Genomic DNA, 16,649 nt, shown 5'->3' with positions numbered 1-16,649 from the left:
ATGGACCAGCTGAATTAAAATTCAACTCTATAAAAGAAGCTATAGATGATTTAGATTATCAAGTGCAACAATTTGTAATGGTATTTAAAAAAGAAGAAGATAGAACCGTAGTTCATCCTTTCTTTGGAGAACTAAATTTTGAATACTGGAAAAAATTTCAAGTAAAACATTTTACACATCATTTTAAACAATTCGATTTATTGTAATGAATTATTATTCTAATGGAAAATTGTTACTTACAGGAGAATACCTGGTTTTAGATGGCGCTAAATCCTTGGCTTTACCTACAAAGTTTGGGCAAGATTTAAGGATAGAAAAAATAAAAGAACCACGATTAATTTGGGCAAGCTTTACAAATACAGGCGAATGTTGGTTTGAGGCAGTTTTTGATTTGCCTAAATTACGTTTGGTAAATTGTACATTTAATTCAGATAAAGAAGGCAGTGCAGAGTTTATAGCAGAGACTTTGTTAGATATTTTAACTGAGGCAAAAAGGTTAAATCCAGATTTTCTGAAGGAAGAGCATGGTTTTGTGGTAAAAACTGAATTAAATTTTCCTAGAAATTGGGGTTTGGGTAGTTCATCAACTTTAATAAATTCTATAGCAAGTTGGGCTAAAGTAGATGCTTTTAAGTTATTATGGAATTCATTTAAAGGTAGTGGTTATGATATTGCTTGTGCTCAAAATGATACACCTATTTTTTATCAAATTAAAGCGCAAAATCCGAAGGTAGAGGTTGTAGAGTTCAATCCTACCTTTAAAGATAATTTATACTTTGTATATCTAAATCAGAAGCAAGATTCTAAAGAGGGTATTGCTAAGTATAGAGAAAGTAATAAAGACTTTAGCGAAGAAATTAAAAGAATTTCAGAAATTTCAGAAGAGTTCACTACAGTAACTTCTTTAGATAATTTCAATAATTTAATAACAGAACACGAACAAATTATAAGCTCGATAATAAAATTGCACCCAGTTAAAGAAAAGTTGTTTCCAGATTATTTTGGTGCAATTAAAAGTTTAGGTGCTTGGGGTGGAGATTTTATTTTAGCAACAGGAACCAAAGAAACAACTAGTTATTTTAAAAATAAAGGATTTGAAACAATTCTTACCTATTCAGAAATGATTCTATGAACAATGTAATAATAATTGGAGGTGGAGCAGCAGGCTATTTTACAGCCATAAATGCGAAGGAAAATAATCCAAACTTAGATATTACAATTCTAGAGAAAGGAAAAGATGTTTTACAGAAAGTTAAGATTTCTGGAGGAGGAAGATGTAATGTTACCCACGCTTGTTTTACACCCAAAGAACTAATAGAGTTTTATCCAAGAGGAAAAAAAGAGTTGCTAGGACCTTTTCATCAGTTTATGACTGGTGATACTTTTGAGTGGTTTGAAAACAAAGGTGTGCCATTAAAAATTGAAAGTGATAATCGAGTTTTTCCAGAAGCCAATACTAGTCAAGCTATAATTGATTGCTTTCAAAAAGCTGTTGATAAGTTAAAAATTAAAGTGTTAACAAACCATGGTGTGAATTCTGTTTATCAACAAGATAAACAATGGGTTATTAACACCAAACAACAAGATTTTATTGCAGATAAAGTTGTAGTTGCAGCTGGTAGTTCTAAAAAAGTATGGGAACTTTGTAAAACTTTAGATCATACCATAATAAATCCTGTACCTTCTTTATTTACTTTTAATATTAACGATAAAAGATTAGTAGATTTATTAGGAACATCTGTACCAAATGCAACTGTAACTATTGTTGGTACAAAGTTGGAGGCTTCTGGTCCTTTATTAATTACACATTGGGGAATGAGTGGGCCAGCCGTTTTAAAATTATCCGCTTTTGGTGCACGAATTTTGGCTGATAAAAATTACCAATACAATGTTGAGGTAAATTGGCTATCTAGATCTACTGATAAAGTATTGAATGTACTTTTAAATCTAAAAAAGAAAGAACCTCGAAAAACAGTGATTTTAAAATCACCTTTTACTGAAATTTCTAAAAGATTATGGGAACGTTTTGTGCTATTTTCTGGAATTAGTAAAAATCAGAATTGGGCAGATTTAAAAAACATTCAATTAGAAAAATTAGCAACAGAACTTACAAAAGGTATTTACAATGCAAATGGTAGAACTACTTTTAAAGATGAATTTGTAACAGCTGGAGGAGTAGATTTAAAAGAAATAAATTTTAAGCGTTTTGAAAGTAAACAACATGAAAATTTATTTTTTGTTGGTGAAGTTCTAAATATTGATGCTGTAACAGGTGGATTTAATTTTCAGAATGCTTGGACAGGTGGCTATATTTGTGCGAATGCTTTAGCAGAAATTAATAATTAAAATTTTAAAAAATGGCACTAACAGAATCAAACGAATTTAAGTTAGGAACTAAAGCTCCAGATTTTAATCTTATCAATACTATTGATGATAAGGAATATACTTTGCATCAATTAAAAGGAAGTAAAGGAACTGTTATTATGTTTATTTGTAATCATTGTCCGTTTGTAATTCACGTGAATTCTGAGCTGGTTAAAATGGCAAATGAGTTTCAAAAAAATGGAATTAATTTTATTGCAATAAGTTCTAATGAAATAGAAAATTATCCTCAAGATGCTCCTAAATTTATGAAAGAGGTAGCAGAGAACTTAAACTATCCTTTTCCTTATTTATTTGATGAAACTCAAGAAGTAGCCCAAGCTTATGATGCTGCTTGCACACCTGATTTTTATGTTTTTGATGCAGATTTAAAAGCAATTTATCATGGACAATTAGATGATTCAAGACCAGGTAATTCAGCACCTTTAAATGGGCAAGATATTAGAAATGCTATAAATAATCTTTTAGAAGGGGAAGAACCTGTCAAAAATCAAAAACCGAGCATGGGTTGTGGAATTAAATGGAAGTAAACCCATATTTATAACATAAAAAAACCTCGCAAATGCGAGGTTTTTTTTATCTGTATTTTAGATTATTTAGGATCTAAAATCATATCAATTCTATCAACAACATCTTGTAAGTGGTATCGTCTTAAAGTATTTCCTCTTGAAGCTGCTGCTCTAGCATCTCTTTGAATTCTCTTTAATTCTCCTCTTGCAACTGATTTTACATCAGATTGATTAATGTTAATTCCACTTCTTTTTAGGTATCCATTATTGAAACCTCTTTGGTTTTTAGCTTCATTTAATAAAAAGTTTAAACGATCTAAATGTGCTCTTTGTAAGTTTCTTCTATATGTATCTATAGAAGCTCCATTATAAAGTTCTGTCCAAACTCCTTTTCTTAAATCACTCATCATGTTAACAAGCGTATACGCTTTAGAACCATTTAAAGTTTCATTTTCAATCATTCTAGCCATTCTACCAGCATCTAAAATGTTGTTTAAAGTTCTAGCTTGTAAGCCACGAACTCTTTCAACAGCTCCAGAAAATTCTATTTTGCTAAAAATGTTTTCATCTAACATCCAAGTTGGAGTTTCAAAAAGATTGTCTATCACAAAATTTAAAGCCTCTTTCTGAGTTGCTTTGTCAACATGTGTATATACAGCTCCTTCTTGATCTGATGTTTTGTAGTATTCATAAACACCACCAACATTAGCAGAAACATGACCCATGTATCTATTAAACTGACCTAATAATTGGCCATACATTGTAGATAACTCATCGTAGTTTTGTCCTTTTTCTGAAGTCCATTTTTCTAAGTTAGGTAAAATTCTTTTTAAGTTTTTAATACCATACATAGATGCTTTCATTGCATTGTCTCCTAAATCTTCAGTTTGTGAACTAGGATCTACAACACCACCTGCTTGTTGATGACCAAATCTATACATTGGGTCTCCAGCATGTTTCATAATCCAAGCATCTAAAGTTTCTTTCTCTGCTTTGGCATCTGTATCTAAAATTGGTCTATAACCCCAAGAAATTGCATATTTATCGTAAACACCAATGTTTGGCATTAAAGCAACACCCTTATCTTCTGGTTGAGCAACGTAGTTAAAACGTGCATAATCCATAATAGAAGGAGCAGTACCATATTTATCTGTAAAAGAAGATGAACGTAAAGAATCTACAGGATAAGCTACAGAACTACCCATGTTGTGTGGTAAACCTAAGGTATGACCAACTTCATGAGAAGATACAAACTGTACCAAACGTCCCATAATTTCTGTTTTGAAACTGTTACTTCTAGCTTCTTCGTTAATAGCAGCAGTTTGTATAAAGTACCAATTGTGTAATAATGTCATTACATTATGATACCAGTTAATATCAGATTCTAAGATTTCTCCAGATCTTGGGTCACTTACGTGAGGACCATTTGCATTTGGAATTGGAGATGCTAAATATCTTACAACAGAATAACGAACGTCTTCTGGGCTCCAATCTGGATCTTCTTCTTTACTTGGTGGATCTTTTGCGATAATTGCATTTTTAAAACCTGCAGCTTCAAAAGCAACTTGCCAATCTTCAATACCTTGCTTAATATAAGGCACCCATTCTTTTGGTGTAGCTCTATCTACATAATAAACAATCTGTTTTTTAGGCTCTACTAATTCACCTCTTTTAAACTTCTCAATATCTTCATCTTTTACCTCTAATCTCCATCTGTCTAAATATTGTACAGTTTTACTTTTTTGATCAGCTAAACCGTAGTCAGTTTGGCCTCTTGCAAACCAACCCACTCTTTCATCAAAGTATCTACGTTTCATAGGTACTTTAGGTAATAAAATCATTGAGTTGCTCATTTCTAAAGAAATAGAACCTACACTTCCATTAGATGGAGGTCTAGCTGCAAAATATGTTTTTACATGTCTAAACTCTATGTTTTGAGGGTAACTGCTTACTCTTTCTGTATAAGAACGAGACTTGTCTAATCTAGACACTCTATATCTTGTTCTGTAAAACTGAGGAAAACCTAAAGGCTTAATGTCTTCAGTTAATAATTTTGTAGCATCAATAACTACACCTGTAGTGTCTTTGTTAAATGCTTTGATAGGAAAAGTATATAAAATTGGCTCAAAGTTAGAGTTTACAACTGCTTCATGAACGGGTAAAATGGTGTCTGCAACCACATTATGAGATACTATTCTTAATAAAACTTTCTTGTCTTTTCTTTGCCAGCGTAAAACTTGTGTATTTGCTTTACCACCACCAAAACCAATGCCACTTGCAGTTTTTGCAATACGTGTTACCATTAGCATTTCTCTTTCCATTAAAGAATCTGGAATTTCGAATAAGAATGTGTTGTCTTTTGAGTGCACATGAAATAAACCTTCGTCTGTTTTCATGTCTTTTGTTACTACCTTAGAATAAGGCTGAATAGCTCCTTTTTTAGGTTTTGGCTTAGGTTTTGGAGCAGCTTTTTTAGGTTCTTCCTTCTTTTTTCTTTTCCAAATCTGAGCATTTGCATCTGCAGAAAAGCCAAAAACAAGTGCAATTAGAACCAATTGCGAGAATACTTTTTTTGTCATGATTATGTTTAATTTGAATTGTCTTCGAAATTACGCAAACCATAAGTGAAGAACTCTTAAATAAATGTTAAAGAGAGCCTGAGAATTTTAATCAAAAAAAAGACTCTCAATTATTAAAATTGAGAGTCTTAAATTGTAATAAATCCTTCGTTTATAGTTGAAAAGATTCTTTAATTTTATCTACATAATCTAGTTTTTCCCATGTAAAAGTTTCTACTTCTTCAGAAACAGTTTCACCCATAGGATTTGAGAAAGTAACCGTTTTTATTTCTGGAGTTCTACCCATATGTCCATAAGCAGCAGTATCAGAATAAATAGGTGTTCTTAATTTTAGACGTTGTTCTATAAAATAAGGACGCATATCGAAAATTTCTTCTACTTTTTTACTGATTTCTCCATCAGTCAAATCAACAGTTGCAGTGCCATAAGTTTCAACATTTATACTGGTTGGTTTTGCAACTCCAATAGCATAAGAAACTTGTACTAAAACTTCTTTACATAAACCAGCAGCCACTAAATTTTTTGCAATATGTCTTGTAGCATAAGCTCCAGATCTGTCTACTTTACTTGGGTCTTTACCAGAAAAAGCTCCTCCTCCATGAGCACCTTTTCCTCCATAAGTATCCACAATAATTTTACGACCAGTTAAACCTGTATCTCCATGAGGACCACCAATAACAAAAATTCCTGTTGGATTTATGTGATAAGTAATATTATCAGTAAACAATTTTTGAATATGAGTAGGTAATTTTGCAATAACCCTAGGAATTAAAATCTCTACAATATCCTTTTTAATTCTTGACAACATAACTTCTTCAGACGCATCAAAATCATCATGTTGTGTAGAAATTACAATTGCATCTATTCTCTGTGGAATGTTATCATCAGAATACTCAATAGTTACTTGGCTTTTAGCATCTGGTCTTAAATAAGTAATGTCTGAATTTTCTCTTCTAATTTCTGCCAATTCTTTTAACAATCTGTGAGATAATTCTAAAGCCAAAGGCATGTAATTTTCAGTTTCGTCTGTGGCATAACCAAACATCATACCTTGATCTCCTGCACCTTGTTCTTCTGGGCTAGATCTATCTACACCCTGATTAATGTCTGGCGATTGCTCGTGAATTGCAGAGAGAACTCCACATGAATTCCCATCAAACATGTACTCACTTTTTGTATAACCAATTTTATTGATAACGTCTCTTGCAATGTGTTGTACATCTAAATATGTATTCGATTTTACTTCACCAGCTAAAATTACTTGACCAGTAGTAACCAAAGTTTCACAAGCTACTTTACTAGATTTATCAAATGCTAAAAAATTATCGATTAATGCATCTGAAATTTGATCTGCAACTTTATCTGGATGTCCTTCAGAAACACTTTCTGAGGTAAATAAATATGACATAATACTCTTCTTTTTATTGATTTAAAAAATTCGAGAAAGATTGCAGGAAGCTAAAAGGAGTATAGAATTACTGCTTTAGCATTTTTTTAATGAGGTTGCAATCAGTTCAAATTTTTCCTCTAATTATAGTGCAAAAATACATCATAAATTTAGATATAATCAATTTAGCACTATAATTATTTGTAATGACATCATCAATAAATCATTTTTAACAGGATATTAAGATCATTTTTAAAGAATCGAGAATTTAAGATTCAAAATTTTATGAAATTGATACATTTTAAAAAAATTAGTGCTTTTTATTTGGATGTTAACTTTTTCTATTGCAATATTTGTACTCGCAAAGTTCAATAACTTATTGAAATGTTATCAAGAAAGGTGGAGGGATTAGACCCTTTGAAGCCTTAGCAACCCTTTAGAAATAAAGAAGGTGCTAAATTCTACTCTTTTAAATGCATTAATTTAAAAGGATAGATAACAAAAATGAATGTTCAATTCCTTGAACATTCTATTTTCTTAATAACATTTTTCTAGTAAACACATCAACAAAAATTGATGCTTTTTGACTTTTGTTTTAATTATTTATTAACTCAAAAAAATAGAAAAATGAGTACTCACAAATTAGCAACAAATGCGTTGCACGCAGGTCATGATGTAAAATCTAATGGAGGAGCAAGAGCTGTTCCTATTTATCAAACATCATCTTATGTTTTTAATGATTCAGATCATGCAGCAAACTTATTCTCCTTAGCAGAATTAGGTTTTATTTACACAAGGTTAAACAACCCAACAAATCAAATTTTACAAGAACGTTTGGCAGCTGTAGAAGGTGGAATAGGAGCAGTTGTTTTTGCTTCTGGAACATCAGCAATTTCTACAGGTTTATTAACATTATTAAAAGCTGGTGATCATATTGTTGCTTCTAGCAGTTTGTATGGAGGAACGTTTAATTTATTAAATGTAACATTGCCTAGGTTTGGCATTACTACCACATTTGTAGATGCTTCTAATCCTGATAATTTTGCAGCAGCTGTGCAAGAAAATACAAGAGCATTTTTTGTAGAATCTTTAGGAAATCCTAAGTTAGATGTATTAGATTTAGAGGCAATAGCTGAGCATTCTAAAGCTGCAGAAGTTCCTTTTATTGTAGATAATACTGTAGCTACACCAGCTTTATTAAACCCAATTAAACATGGAGCTAACATTGTAATTCATTCACTAACGAAATATATTGGTGGTCAAGGAACATCTTTAGGGGGTGCAATAATTGATGGAGGAACCTTTAATTGGGCAAATGGTAAATTTCCAGAATTTACAGAGCCTTCAGCAGGTTACCATGGTTTAAAATATTATGAAGTTTTAGGTGCAGCATCTTATACGTTTAAACTAATTTTAGAAGGATTACGTGATTTTGGAGGAGCATTAAGTCCTACAAATGCATTCAATATAATACAAGGTTTAGAAACATTACCTGTTAGAATTAAACAACATTCAGAAAATGCATTAGCACTTGCAACTTGGTTAGAAGAGCAAGAAGAAGTTGCTTGGGTAAATTATCCAGGTTTAAAGAGCAATAAATATAATGAGTTAGCAAAAAAGTATTTACCTAAAGGTCAAAGTGGAATTGTAACTTTTGGTCATAAAGGAGGTTACGAAGCTGCAAAAACCATTGCAGATAAAACAAAAGTATTTTCTTTACTGGCTAATATTGGAGATACTAAATCACTAATTATTCATCCAGCAAGTACTACTCATCAGCAATTAGATGAAGTTGCTCAAGAAGGAGCAGGTGTTTCGCAAGATTTAATACGTTTATCTGTTGGTATAGAAGATTTAGAAGATTTAAAAGCAGATTTAAAAGCGGCTTTTTCAGAAATATAAATGTTTATTTCTTAGAAGGTTTTCAAAACTTTCTAGGTATTAGTTGTAGCAAATTTGAAACATCCATTAAAACATATTAAAATAAAAGATTTTACCACAGAAGCAGGTGTATTAATTTCTGAATTAAATTTGAGTTATCAAGTTTTTGGGAAAGAATTGGGCACAGCTCCTGTGGTTTTAATCAACCATGCATTAACAGGCAATAGTGAAGTTGCAGGTAAAAATGGTTGGTGGCAAGATATTGTGGGTAAAGAAAAAGCCATTAATATAGATGCTTATACTGTGCTTTCTTTTAACATTCCAGGTAATGGTTTTGATGAGTTTTTGATAGATAATTACAAAGATTTTATTGCAAGAGATGTTGCAAAACTTTTTTTAGAAGGATTGTCAATATTAAAAATTAAACAACTATTTGCTCTAATTGGTGGTTCTTTAGGTGGAGGTATTGCTTGGGAAATGGTTGTTTTAAACAACCAACTAACTCAACATTTTCTGCCAATTGCCACAGATTGGAAATCTACAGATTGGTTAATTGCAAATTGTCAAATTCAAGAGCAATTTTTGGTAAACTCTAGTAATCCTGTGCATGATGCAAGAATGCATGCAATGTTGTGTTATAGAACACCAGAATCTTTTAAAGAACGTTTTCACAGATCTAAAAATGAAGATTCAGCTATTTTTAATGTAGAAAGTTGGTTGTTGCATCATGGAAAAAAGTTGCAAGAACGTTATCAATTGTCTTCGTATAAATTAATGAATCAATTGTTAAAAACGATTGATGTTACTGTTGGTGGCAAAAAAGACATTGCTATTTTAGATCAAATAGATGCCAATATTCACATTATTGGTGTGGATTCTGATTTGTTTTTTACAGCCGAAGAAAACAGAGAAACTCATAAAAAATTGGCATTAACAAAAGCGAATGTGACCTATAATGAAATTAATTCAGTGCATGGCCATGATGCGTTTTTAATAGAATACAATCAATTAGAAAAAATAATTGAGCCTATTTTTAATAAAGATTACAGAGAAAAGAAGATGAAAGTTATAAAGTTTGGAGGTAAATCTTTAGCAAACGAAAAAGGTTTACAGAATGCTATAGATATTATTGTTGATAAAGATAAAAATGGAGAAAAATTTACAGTAGTTCTATCTGCAAGAGGAAATTCTACTAATGACTTGGAAACCATTTTAGATTTGGCAGCTACTAAAAAAGATTATAAAACTGAATTTAAAAAGTTTAAAGAATATCAACAAGAACCTAGTAATTCAGTTGATTTAAATGAGCAGTTTACAAAACTAGAAACCATTTTTGAAGGGGTTTCTTTATTGGGTGATTTTAGCCAAAAAATAAAAGACGAGGTTTTAGCACAAGGAGAGTTGCTATCTGTAAAATTAGTAGCAAGTTTATTGGAGAAAGAGGGTTTATCCGTTAATCCTGTTGATGCTAGATCTCTTATAATTACTGATGAAAACTTTGGAAATGCGCAACCAATTCAATCAGAATCTAAAGAAAAGGTGCTTCAATTTTTCAAAGAGAACAAAGACGCAATTAATATTGTAACTGGTTTTATTTCATCAAACAAAAAAGGAGAAACAACTACTTTAGGTAGAAATGGAAGTAATTACACAGCAGCATTATTGGCCAACTTTTTAGATGCAGATGAATTACAAAATTACACACATGTAAATGGAATTTTTACAGCAAATCCAGATATTGTTGCTGATGCTAAAAAAATAGCACAGTTATCATTTTCTGAGGCAAATGAATTGGCCAATTTTGGAGCGAATATTTTGCATGCAAAAACTATCATTCCTTTATTGGAGAAAAACATCAACTTACGTATTTTAAATACGTTTAATAAAGAAGATCAAGGTACATTAATCACTTCTGAATCTTCAACAAAAGGAATCAAATCAATTTCAACAATAGATAATGTTTCTTTAATAAATTTTGAAGGTAGAGGTTTACTTGGTAAAGTTGGTATTGATGCTAGAATTTTTAAAACCTTAAGTGATAGAGACATCAATGTAAGCATTATTGCACAAGGTTCTTCTGAAAGAGGTATAGGTTTAATTATCGATTCAGATAAAGCAAAACAAGCTGTTGAAGCTTTAGAGAAAGAGTTCGAAAATGACCTTTATGCCCAAGATGTTAATCAAGTTTCAGTAAATAATGATGTTGCAGTTATTTCTATTATTGGACAAGATTTAAGCGAATTTCATCATCCATATAATGCGTTAATAAAAAATCAAATTGTTCCACTTTTATTTAACAACACAGTTTCTGGTAAAAATGTGAGTTTGGTTGTTAAAAAAGAGCAATTATATAAAGCTGTTAACGTAATTCATGGTCAAGTTTTTGGAGTAACCAAAAAGATAAATATTGCTGTTTTTGGTAAAGGTTTGGTTGGTGGAACATTAATAGATCAAATAATAGAAAACACACAATCTGTATTAGAAAGACGTAAAATTCAATTGAATGTTTTTGCAGTTGCAAATTCTAAAAAAGTGCTCTTAAATAAAAATGGAGCTACTAAAAATTGGAAACAAAATTTATTAGAAAATGGTGATGAAAATGCATCTGTAGATGATATTATTGCCTTTGCAAAAAAGCATCACTTAGAAAATTTAATTGCTGTAGATAATACAGCAAGTATAAACTTTGTTGGTAATTATATTTCGTTAATTGAAGCTGGTTTCGATTTAGTTTCGTGCAATAAAATTGCAAATACCTTGTCTTTTGATTTTTATAAAGAAGTAAGAGCAAAGTTAAAAGAATACAAAAAACAATATTTATACGAAACCAATGTTGGTGCAGGTTTACCTTTAATAGATACCATTCGTTTATTACATGAATCTGGAGAGAATATCACCAAAATTAGAGGAGTTTTCTCAGGAAGTTTAAGTTATTTATTCAATAATTTTTCTGCAAACAATGTTCCTTTTTCTGAAGTTTTACAAGAAGCTATAGATAAAGGTTTTACAGAACCAGATCCAAGAGAAGATTTAGGTGGAAATGATGTAGCTAGAAAATTATTGATTTTAGCAAGAGAATTAGATTTAGAAAACGAGTTTGATGAGGTAAACATCAAAAATTTAATACCAGAAAATTTAAGAGAAGGTTCTCCTGAAGATTTTTTAAGCAAGCTTGATTTATTGAACGAAGAATATCAAACTATTAAAGAACAACAAGAAGAAAATCATGTGCTCAGATACATAGGTGAGTTAAGTGGAGATCTATCTAAAGAAAAAGGTAACTTAGAAGTAAAACTAGTTTCTACACCAACAAATACTCCTTTAGGTTCATTAAAAGGTTCTGATGCAATTTTTGAAATTTACACAGAATCTTATGGAGAACAACCCATTGTAATTCAGGGAGCAGGAGCAGGAGCAAGTGTAACTGCAAGAGGTGTTTTTGGTGATATTTTAAGATTGGCAAAACATAATAATTAACACATTAAGTCATTCTGAACTTCTATCAGAATTTTAAAAAAATAATAAATGGCTAAGAAAATACATTTCGAAACAGAAGCAATAAGAAACCAAACTGAAAGAAGTCAGTTTTCTGAGCATTCTACTCCTCTATATTTAACATCTAGTTTTGTTTTTGATGATGCAGAAGAAATGAGAGCCTCATTTGCAGAAGAAAAACAACGTAATTTATACAGCAGATTTACAAACCCAAATACTAGTGAGTTTGTAAATAAAGTGGTTGCTATGGAAGGTGCAGAAAGTGGTTACGGCTTTGCAACAGGAATGTCTGCAATCTTTTCATCGTTTGCAGCCTTGTTAAATGCAGGAGATCATATTGTTTCTTGCAGATCGGTTTTTGGTTCAACACACAGTATGTTTACCAAATATTTACCAAAATGGAATATTGAAACTTCTTATTTTAAGGTTGATGAGGTTGGTTTGGTAGAAAGCCTAATTAAAGAAAATACAAAGATTCTTTATATAGAAACTCCTACAAATCCTGCTGTTGATATTTTAGATTTAGCACTAATTGGCAAACTAGCTAAGAAACATAATCTAATTTATATTGTTGATAATTGCTTTGCAACACCCTACATTCAACAACCCATAAAATTTGGAGCAGATTTGGTGATTCATTCAGCTACAAAATTAATGGATGGACAAGGAAGAGTGTTAGGTGGAGTTACAGTAGGTAAAGAAGATTTGATTCGTGAAATTTATTTATTTGCCAGAAATACAGGGCCAGCTATGTCTCCTTTTAATGCTTGGGTTTTATCAAAAAGTTTAGAAACTTTAGCTATTAGAGTAGAAAAACATTGCGAAAATGCTTTAAAAGTAGCTGAGTTTTTAGAAGAAAACCAAAATGTTGAGTTGGTAAAATATCCATTTCTAAAATCACATCCTCAGTATAAAGTTGCTCAGCAACAAATGAAATTAGGAGGTAACATTGTTGCTTTCGAAATTAAAGGCGGAATAGAAGCTGGTAGAAAATTCTTAGATAAAATTAAAATGTGTTCTTTATCAGCAAATTTAGGTGATACAAGAACCATTGTTACACATCCATCATCTACAACTCATGGTCGTTTATCAGAAGAAGACAGATTAGAAGTTGGTATTACAAACGGTTTGGTACGTGTTTCTGTTGGTTTAGAAAATGTGGCAGATATTATAGAAGATTTAAATCAAGCTTTAAGCAACTAAAATTTATTTGCATTGTAAATTAGTGCTAATTGCAATTCATTAAATTTTAAGATTAAATTATTAAAATTGGTTAACCAATTTTGTACTTTTATAAAAAATTAAATTTAGCGCTATTTCTATGAAGTTTGTATTCAAATTAAGTTTGTTAAGTATTGTGTTTTTTATGCTACTATCTTGTGGTTCATCAGAACCAGAAGATGAAGTAATTATAGAAGAGCAGTTGGCTTTATCAACGCTAAATGTTTTTTCTGCAGATCAAGAATCTCAGTCAGTTACAGTAACCTCAAATTTATATTGGTATACAGAGTTAAATGTAGATTGGATTACACTTTCACCAAGATTCGGAACAGATAATGGAGCTATAAATGTTACAGTGGCTAGCAACCCAAATTTCGAAGAGCGAACTGGAACAATAACCGTTATTGGAGGCAGTTATACAAGAAATCTTACTGTAACTCAAGAGGCTAAAGTAGATAATGGAGGTGTTTTAGATCCTAATAAGTCGCCTGCACAAAATTTTGATTTATCAACTTGGAAGTTAAATACACCAGAAAATAATGGAAGTGGTTTTTCTAAAACTATTTCAGTGAGTGAAATCAATGGGGGTTATGAAGATAACAACTACTTTTATACAGGTTCAGATGGTGGTTTGGTTTTTAAATGTCCTGTAGATGGTTTTAAAACTTCTGCAAATACAAGCTACACAAGAGTAGAACTTAGAGAAATGTTAAGAGGCACTGACACGAGTATACCTACTCAAGGTGTAAATAAAAATAACTGGGTTTTTGGTTCATCTCCAGCTTCAGATAAAACAGCAGCTGCAGGTTTTGATGGAGAAATGAATGCAACCTTAGCTGTAAATTATGTAACAACTACAGGTTCATCTGGTCAAGTTGGTAGAGTTATTATTGGACAAATTCATGCCAATGATGATGAACCAATAAGATTATATTACAGAAAATTACCTAATAATTCTCTAGGGTCTATATATTTTGCTCATGAACCTAGAGATGGTTTTGGTGGTGAACAATGGTATGATATGATTGGTTCTAGAAGTAATTCTGCTACTAATCCTTCTGATGGAATAGCCTTAGATGAAAAATTTTCTTATCAAATTAAAACCGTAAATAATACACTTACAGTTACCATTTCTAGAGAAGGTAAACCAGATGTAGTTGAGGTTGTAGATATGACTAACAGTGGTTTTGATCAAAGTGGACAATATCAATATTTTAAGGCAGGTTTGTATCAAGGTAATAATTCTGGAAGCTCAGATGATTATGTACAAGCTACTTTTTACGCTTTAGAAAAATCGCATACAACAAACTAGGTTAGCTAGAATTTGTTTACTTTAGATTCATGCTTTCTAAAAAAACAAAATACGGAATTAAAGCGCTTACTTATTTAGCGAAACAAGAGGAGAAAATGCCTGTTGCAATAGCTACAATATCTAAAAGTGAAAATATTTCTTTAAAATTTTTAGAAAGTATTTTACTCACACTTCGTAAAAACGGCTTGTTAGGTTCCAAAAAAGGAAAAGGTGGAGGTTATTATTTGCTAAAAGAGCCTAACGAAATTTTAATGACTTCGATTTATCGAATATTAGAAGGGCCAATTTCTATGGTGCCTTGTGTAAGTTTAAATTTCTATGAAAAGTGCGATGATTGCCCAGATGAAAATGCGTGTGCTGTGCATAAACTTATGATTCAAGTTAGAGATAATACACTACAAATTTTCAGAAATACAACCTTGGCAGATTTAACATCTCACTCATCTAATCAAGAATAGATGAACACTAAAAATCTTAGTCTTATTTTAGTTGGTTTTGTCCTGTTTTTTGGAAATGAAAGTTACGCTCAAGATGATAACAAAAGCAAAACTAAGTTCACAGAATTTTTATCAAATTCTTATTATAGTATAAATTTTGGAGCCATTTTTTACCCTTTTTCAAACGATAATCTAATTGATGGTTTTCAAACTGAAACTTTTAGTAAAAATAGATTTTCTGGTAGAATGCTTTTGGGTCATAAAATTACAGATGATTTGTCTGCACAATTTGGAGTTATAAGACCAGCTTCTTGGTTTAAGTATGATAATGTAAATAATATTGGTTATGATAGAAGTGTTTGGATTAACGCTTGGAGTTTATCTTTAAAAAAAGATTTTAATCTTACTGATAGAATGTCTGTTTATGCAGAAGCAGGTATTGCAAATGTTACAAGAATTGGTTTTTCTATAAACGATCAAGTAATTTATGAAGATGCTCATTTTGCAAATTTTTTATATGGATTTGGATTACAATATTGGTTGTCAGAAAAATGGCGATTGTCTGCAAATGGAACCTTTATGCCAAAGTCAGACAAGTACAATCAGCCATCTATATCACAAGCCTCTTTAGGCTTTGAATATCATTTACAGCAAGTAGATGACAGTACTGCAGAACAATATGCTAAAAATGATTATTTCTTTCCAAAAAATATTTTTCAAGTTAGTTATGGAACAGGAGCTTTAGGTTTTGGTATGAATGAGTTTTTCTCAATGAATGTAAAAGTGGGTAATTTTGAAAGTTTTGGAATACCTGTTTTTTGGTTGGGTGATGTAAAAGCCGAACACGCTTTTTCTTTAACCTATCAACGATTAATTTATAGGTCAGAAAAGATTTTTTCTTTAGATTGGGGTGTAAGTGCAACCTATTTTCAATCGCAAGCAGGTAAATCTGATGTGTTTGCCTTTTCTATTTTTCCTGTATTACGTTTTTATTTATATCGAAATAAAAATTACGATTTTTATACAAATTACTCCATAATTGGCCCTGCTTTTATTTCAAAAAGCGATATTGATGGTTTTGAAACTGGCCCTAAAATCACCTATCAAGACACTATGGGATTTGGAGTTTTCTTTGGTAAAGAAAGAGAATATAATTTCGAGCTAAGAATTATGCATTACTCAAATGGAAACATTTTTACAAGAAATGCTGGTGTTGCAGTACCTATTCAATTTACTTTAGGAAAGACTTTCTAATCCATTCTTAATTTTTTAAACGCTTTTCTTAAACAAATAGATTTTAAGGTATAATATCTTTAAATAATTCAATTAAAATTTATTAATCTACTAAATCTATGGGGTTTATGTAAAAAATAATATTATAGTCTTATTATTTGAATATAATTGATGTATGTTTGCATACTCTACTAAATAAGTAGGGTAATAAAA

11 protein-coding genes and 1 riboswitch are annotated in these 16,649 nt (G+C 31.1%); of the genes, 9 read left to right on the top strand and 2 right to left on the bottom strand.

Annotated features, from left to right (window positions below):
- Window positions 1-205: 205 nt before the first annotated feature.
- Genes LPB302_RS06880 through LPB302_RS06870 form a run of 3 tightly spaced genes read left to right on the top strand, consistent with a single transcriptional unit; the run spans window position 206 to window position 2,912 of the window.
- Window positions 206-1,132 carry a GYDIA family GHMP kinase gene (locus LPB302_RS06880; RefSeq protein ID WP_053974261.1) on the top strand — a complete coding sequence of 309 codons (927 nt, stop codon included), beginning with the start codon at window positions 206-208 and terminating at the stop codon, window positions 1,130-1,132.
- Window positions 1,129-2,346 carry a BaiN/RdsA family NAD(P)/FAD-dependent oxidoreductase gene (locus LPB302_RS06875; protein ID WP_053974262.1) on the top strand — a complete coding sequence of 406 codons (1,218 nt, stop codon included), beginning with the start codon at window positions 1,129-1,131 and terminating at the stop codon, window positions 2,344-2,346. Before LPB302_RS06880 ends, LPB302_RS06875 begins: the two co-directional genes overlap by 4 nt.
- Before the next feature lie 11 nt (window positions 2,347-2,357).
- Entirely contained in the window at window positions 2,358-2,912 is a 555-nt protein-coding gene (locus LPB302_RS06870; protein WP_053974263.1) for a thioredoxin family protein, read from the top strand.
- A 62-nt stretch (window positions 2,913-2,974) separates the two neighbouring features.
- On the opposite strand, the gene LPB302_RS06865 is transcribed toward LPB302_RS06870, so the two are convergent.
- Both LPB302_RS06865 and metK read right to left on the bottom strand, forming a co-directional pair.
- Window positions 2,975-5,470 (bottom strand): zinc-dependent metalloprotease, encoded by a 2,496-nt coding sequence (locus LPB302_RS06865; RefSeq protein WP_053974264.1) that lies wholly within the window; start codon window positions 5,468-5,470, stop codon window positions 2,975-2,977.
- A 151-nt stretch (window positions 5,471-5,621) separates the two neighbouring features.
- Complete coding sequence (gene metK / locus LPB302_RS06860; protein ID WP_053974265.1) at window positions 5,622-6,878, bottom strand: methionine adenosyltransferase; 1,257 nt, start codon at window positions 6,876-6,878, stop codon at window positions 5,622-5,624.
- 363 nt (window positions 6,879-7,241) lie between these two features.
- Window positions 7,242-7,359: riboswitch (SAM riboswitch) on the top strand.
- Window positions 7,360-7,484: 125 nt separating this feature from the next.
- Here metK and LPB302_RS06855 point away from each other — a divergent pair.
- The 6 genes from LPB302_RS06855 (at window position 7,485) to LPB302_RS06830 (ending at window position 16,457) form a co-directional block, all read left to right on the top strand.
- Window positions 7,485-8,759 (top strand): O-acetylhomoserine aminocarboxypropyltransferase/cysteine synthase family protein, encoded by a 1,275-nt coding sequence (locus LPB302_RS06855; protein ID WP_053974266.1) that lies wholly within the window; start codon window positions 7,485-7,487, stop codon window positions 8,757-8,759.
- 54 nt (window positions 8,760-8,813) lie between these two features.
- Window positions 8,814-12,215 (top strand): bifunctional aspartate kinase/homoserine dehydrogenase I, encoded by a 3,402-nt coding sequence (gene thrA / locus LPB302_RS06850; protein ID WP_053974267.1) that lies wholly within the window; start codon window positions 8,814-8,816, stop codon window positions 12,213-12,215.
- 48 nt (window positions 12,216-12,263) lie between these two features.
- Entirely contained in the window at window positions 12,264-13,436 is a 1,173-nt protein-coding gene (locus LPB302_RS06845; protein ID WP_053974268.1) for a trans-sulfuration enzyme family protein, read from the top strand.
- A 118-nt stretch (window positions 13,437-13,554) separates the two neighbouring features.
- Window positions 13,555-14,766 carry a polysaccharide lyase family 7 protein gene (locus LPB302_RS06840; protein ID WP_053974269.1) on the top strand — a complete coding sequence of 404 codons (1,212 nt, stop codon included), beginning with the start codon at window positions 13,555-13,557 and terminating at the stop codon, window positions 14,764-14,766.
- Between the two features lie 29 nt (window positions 14,767-14,795).
- Complete coding sequence (locus LPB302_RS06835; RefSeq protein ID WP_053974270.1) at window positions 14,796-15,224, top strand: RrF2 family transcriptional regulator; 429 nt, start codon at window positions 14,796-14,798, stop codon at window positions 15,222-15,224.
- Entirely contained in the window at window positions 15,225-16,457 is a 1,233-nt protein-coding gene (locus LPB302_RS06830) for an acyloxyacyl hydrolase (RefSeq protein ID WP_143032670.1), read from the top strand. It begins immediately after the preceding gene.
- Window positions 16,458-16,649 lie beyond the last annotated feature (192 nt).

Origin of the sequence: Polaribacter dokdonensis (genome assembly GCF_024362345.1) — a bacterium.
GTDB classification, from domain to species: Bacteria; Bacteroidota; Bacteroidia; order Flavobacteriales; family Flavobacteriaceae; genus Polaribacter; species Polaribacter dokdonensis.
Note: the sequence above shows the minus strand (reverse complement) of the source record. Positions and strands in the feature narration are given on the sequence as shown.

Coding starts and splice junctions, on each gene's coding strand:
- LPB302_RS06880 (WP_053974261.1), top strand. CDS start 206: ATGAATTATTATTCTAATGGAAAATTGTTACTTACAGGAGAATACCTG.
- LPB302_RS06875 (WP_053974262.1), top strand. CDS start 1,129: ATGAACAATGTAATAATAATTGGAGGTGGAGCAGCAGGCTATTTTACA.
- LPB302_RS06870 (WP_053974263.1), top strand. CDS start 2,358: ATGGCACTAACAGAATCAAACGAATTTAAGTTAGGAACTAAAGCTCCA.
- LPB302_RS06865 (WP_053974264.1), bottom strand. CDS start 5,470: ATGACAAAAAAAGTATTCTCGCAATTGGTTCTAATTGCACTTGTTTTT.
- metK (WP_053974265.1), bottom strand. CDS start 6,878: ATGTCATATTTATTTACCTCAGAAAGTGTTTCTGAAGGACATCCAGAT.
- LPB302_RS06855 (WP_053974266.1), top strand. CDS start 7,485: ATGAGTACTCACAAATTAGCAACAAATGCGTTGCACGCAGGTCATGAT.
- LPB302_RS06845 (WP_053974268.1), top strand. CDS start 12,264: ATGGCTAAGAAAATACATTTCGAAACAGAAGCAATAAGAAACCAAACT.
- LPB302_RS06840 (WP_053974269.1), top strand. CDS start 13,555: ATGAAGTTTGTATTCAAATTAAGTTTGTTAAGTATTGTGTTTTTTATG.
- LPB302_RS06835 (WP_053974270.1), top strand. CDS start 14,796: ATGCTTTCTAAAAAAACAAAATACGGAATTAAAGCGCTTACTTATTTA.
- LPB302_RS06830 (WP_143032670.1), top strand. CDS start 15,225: ATGAACACTAAAAATCTTAGTCTTATTTTAGTTGGTTTTGTCCTGTTT.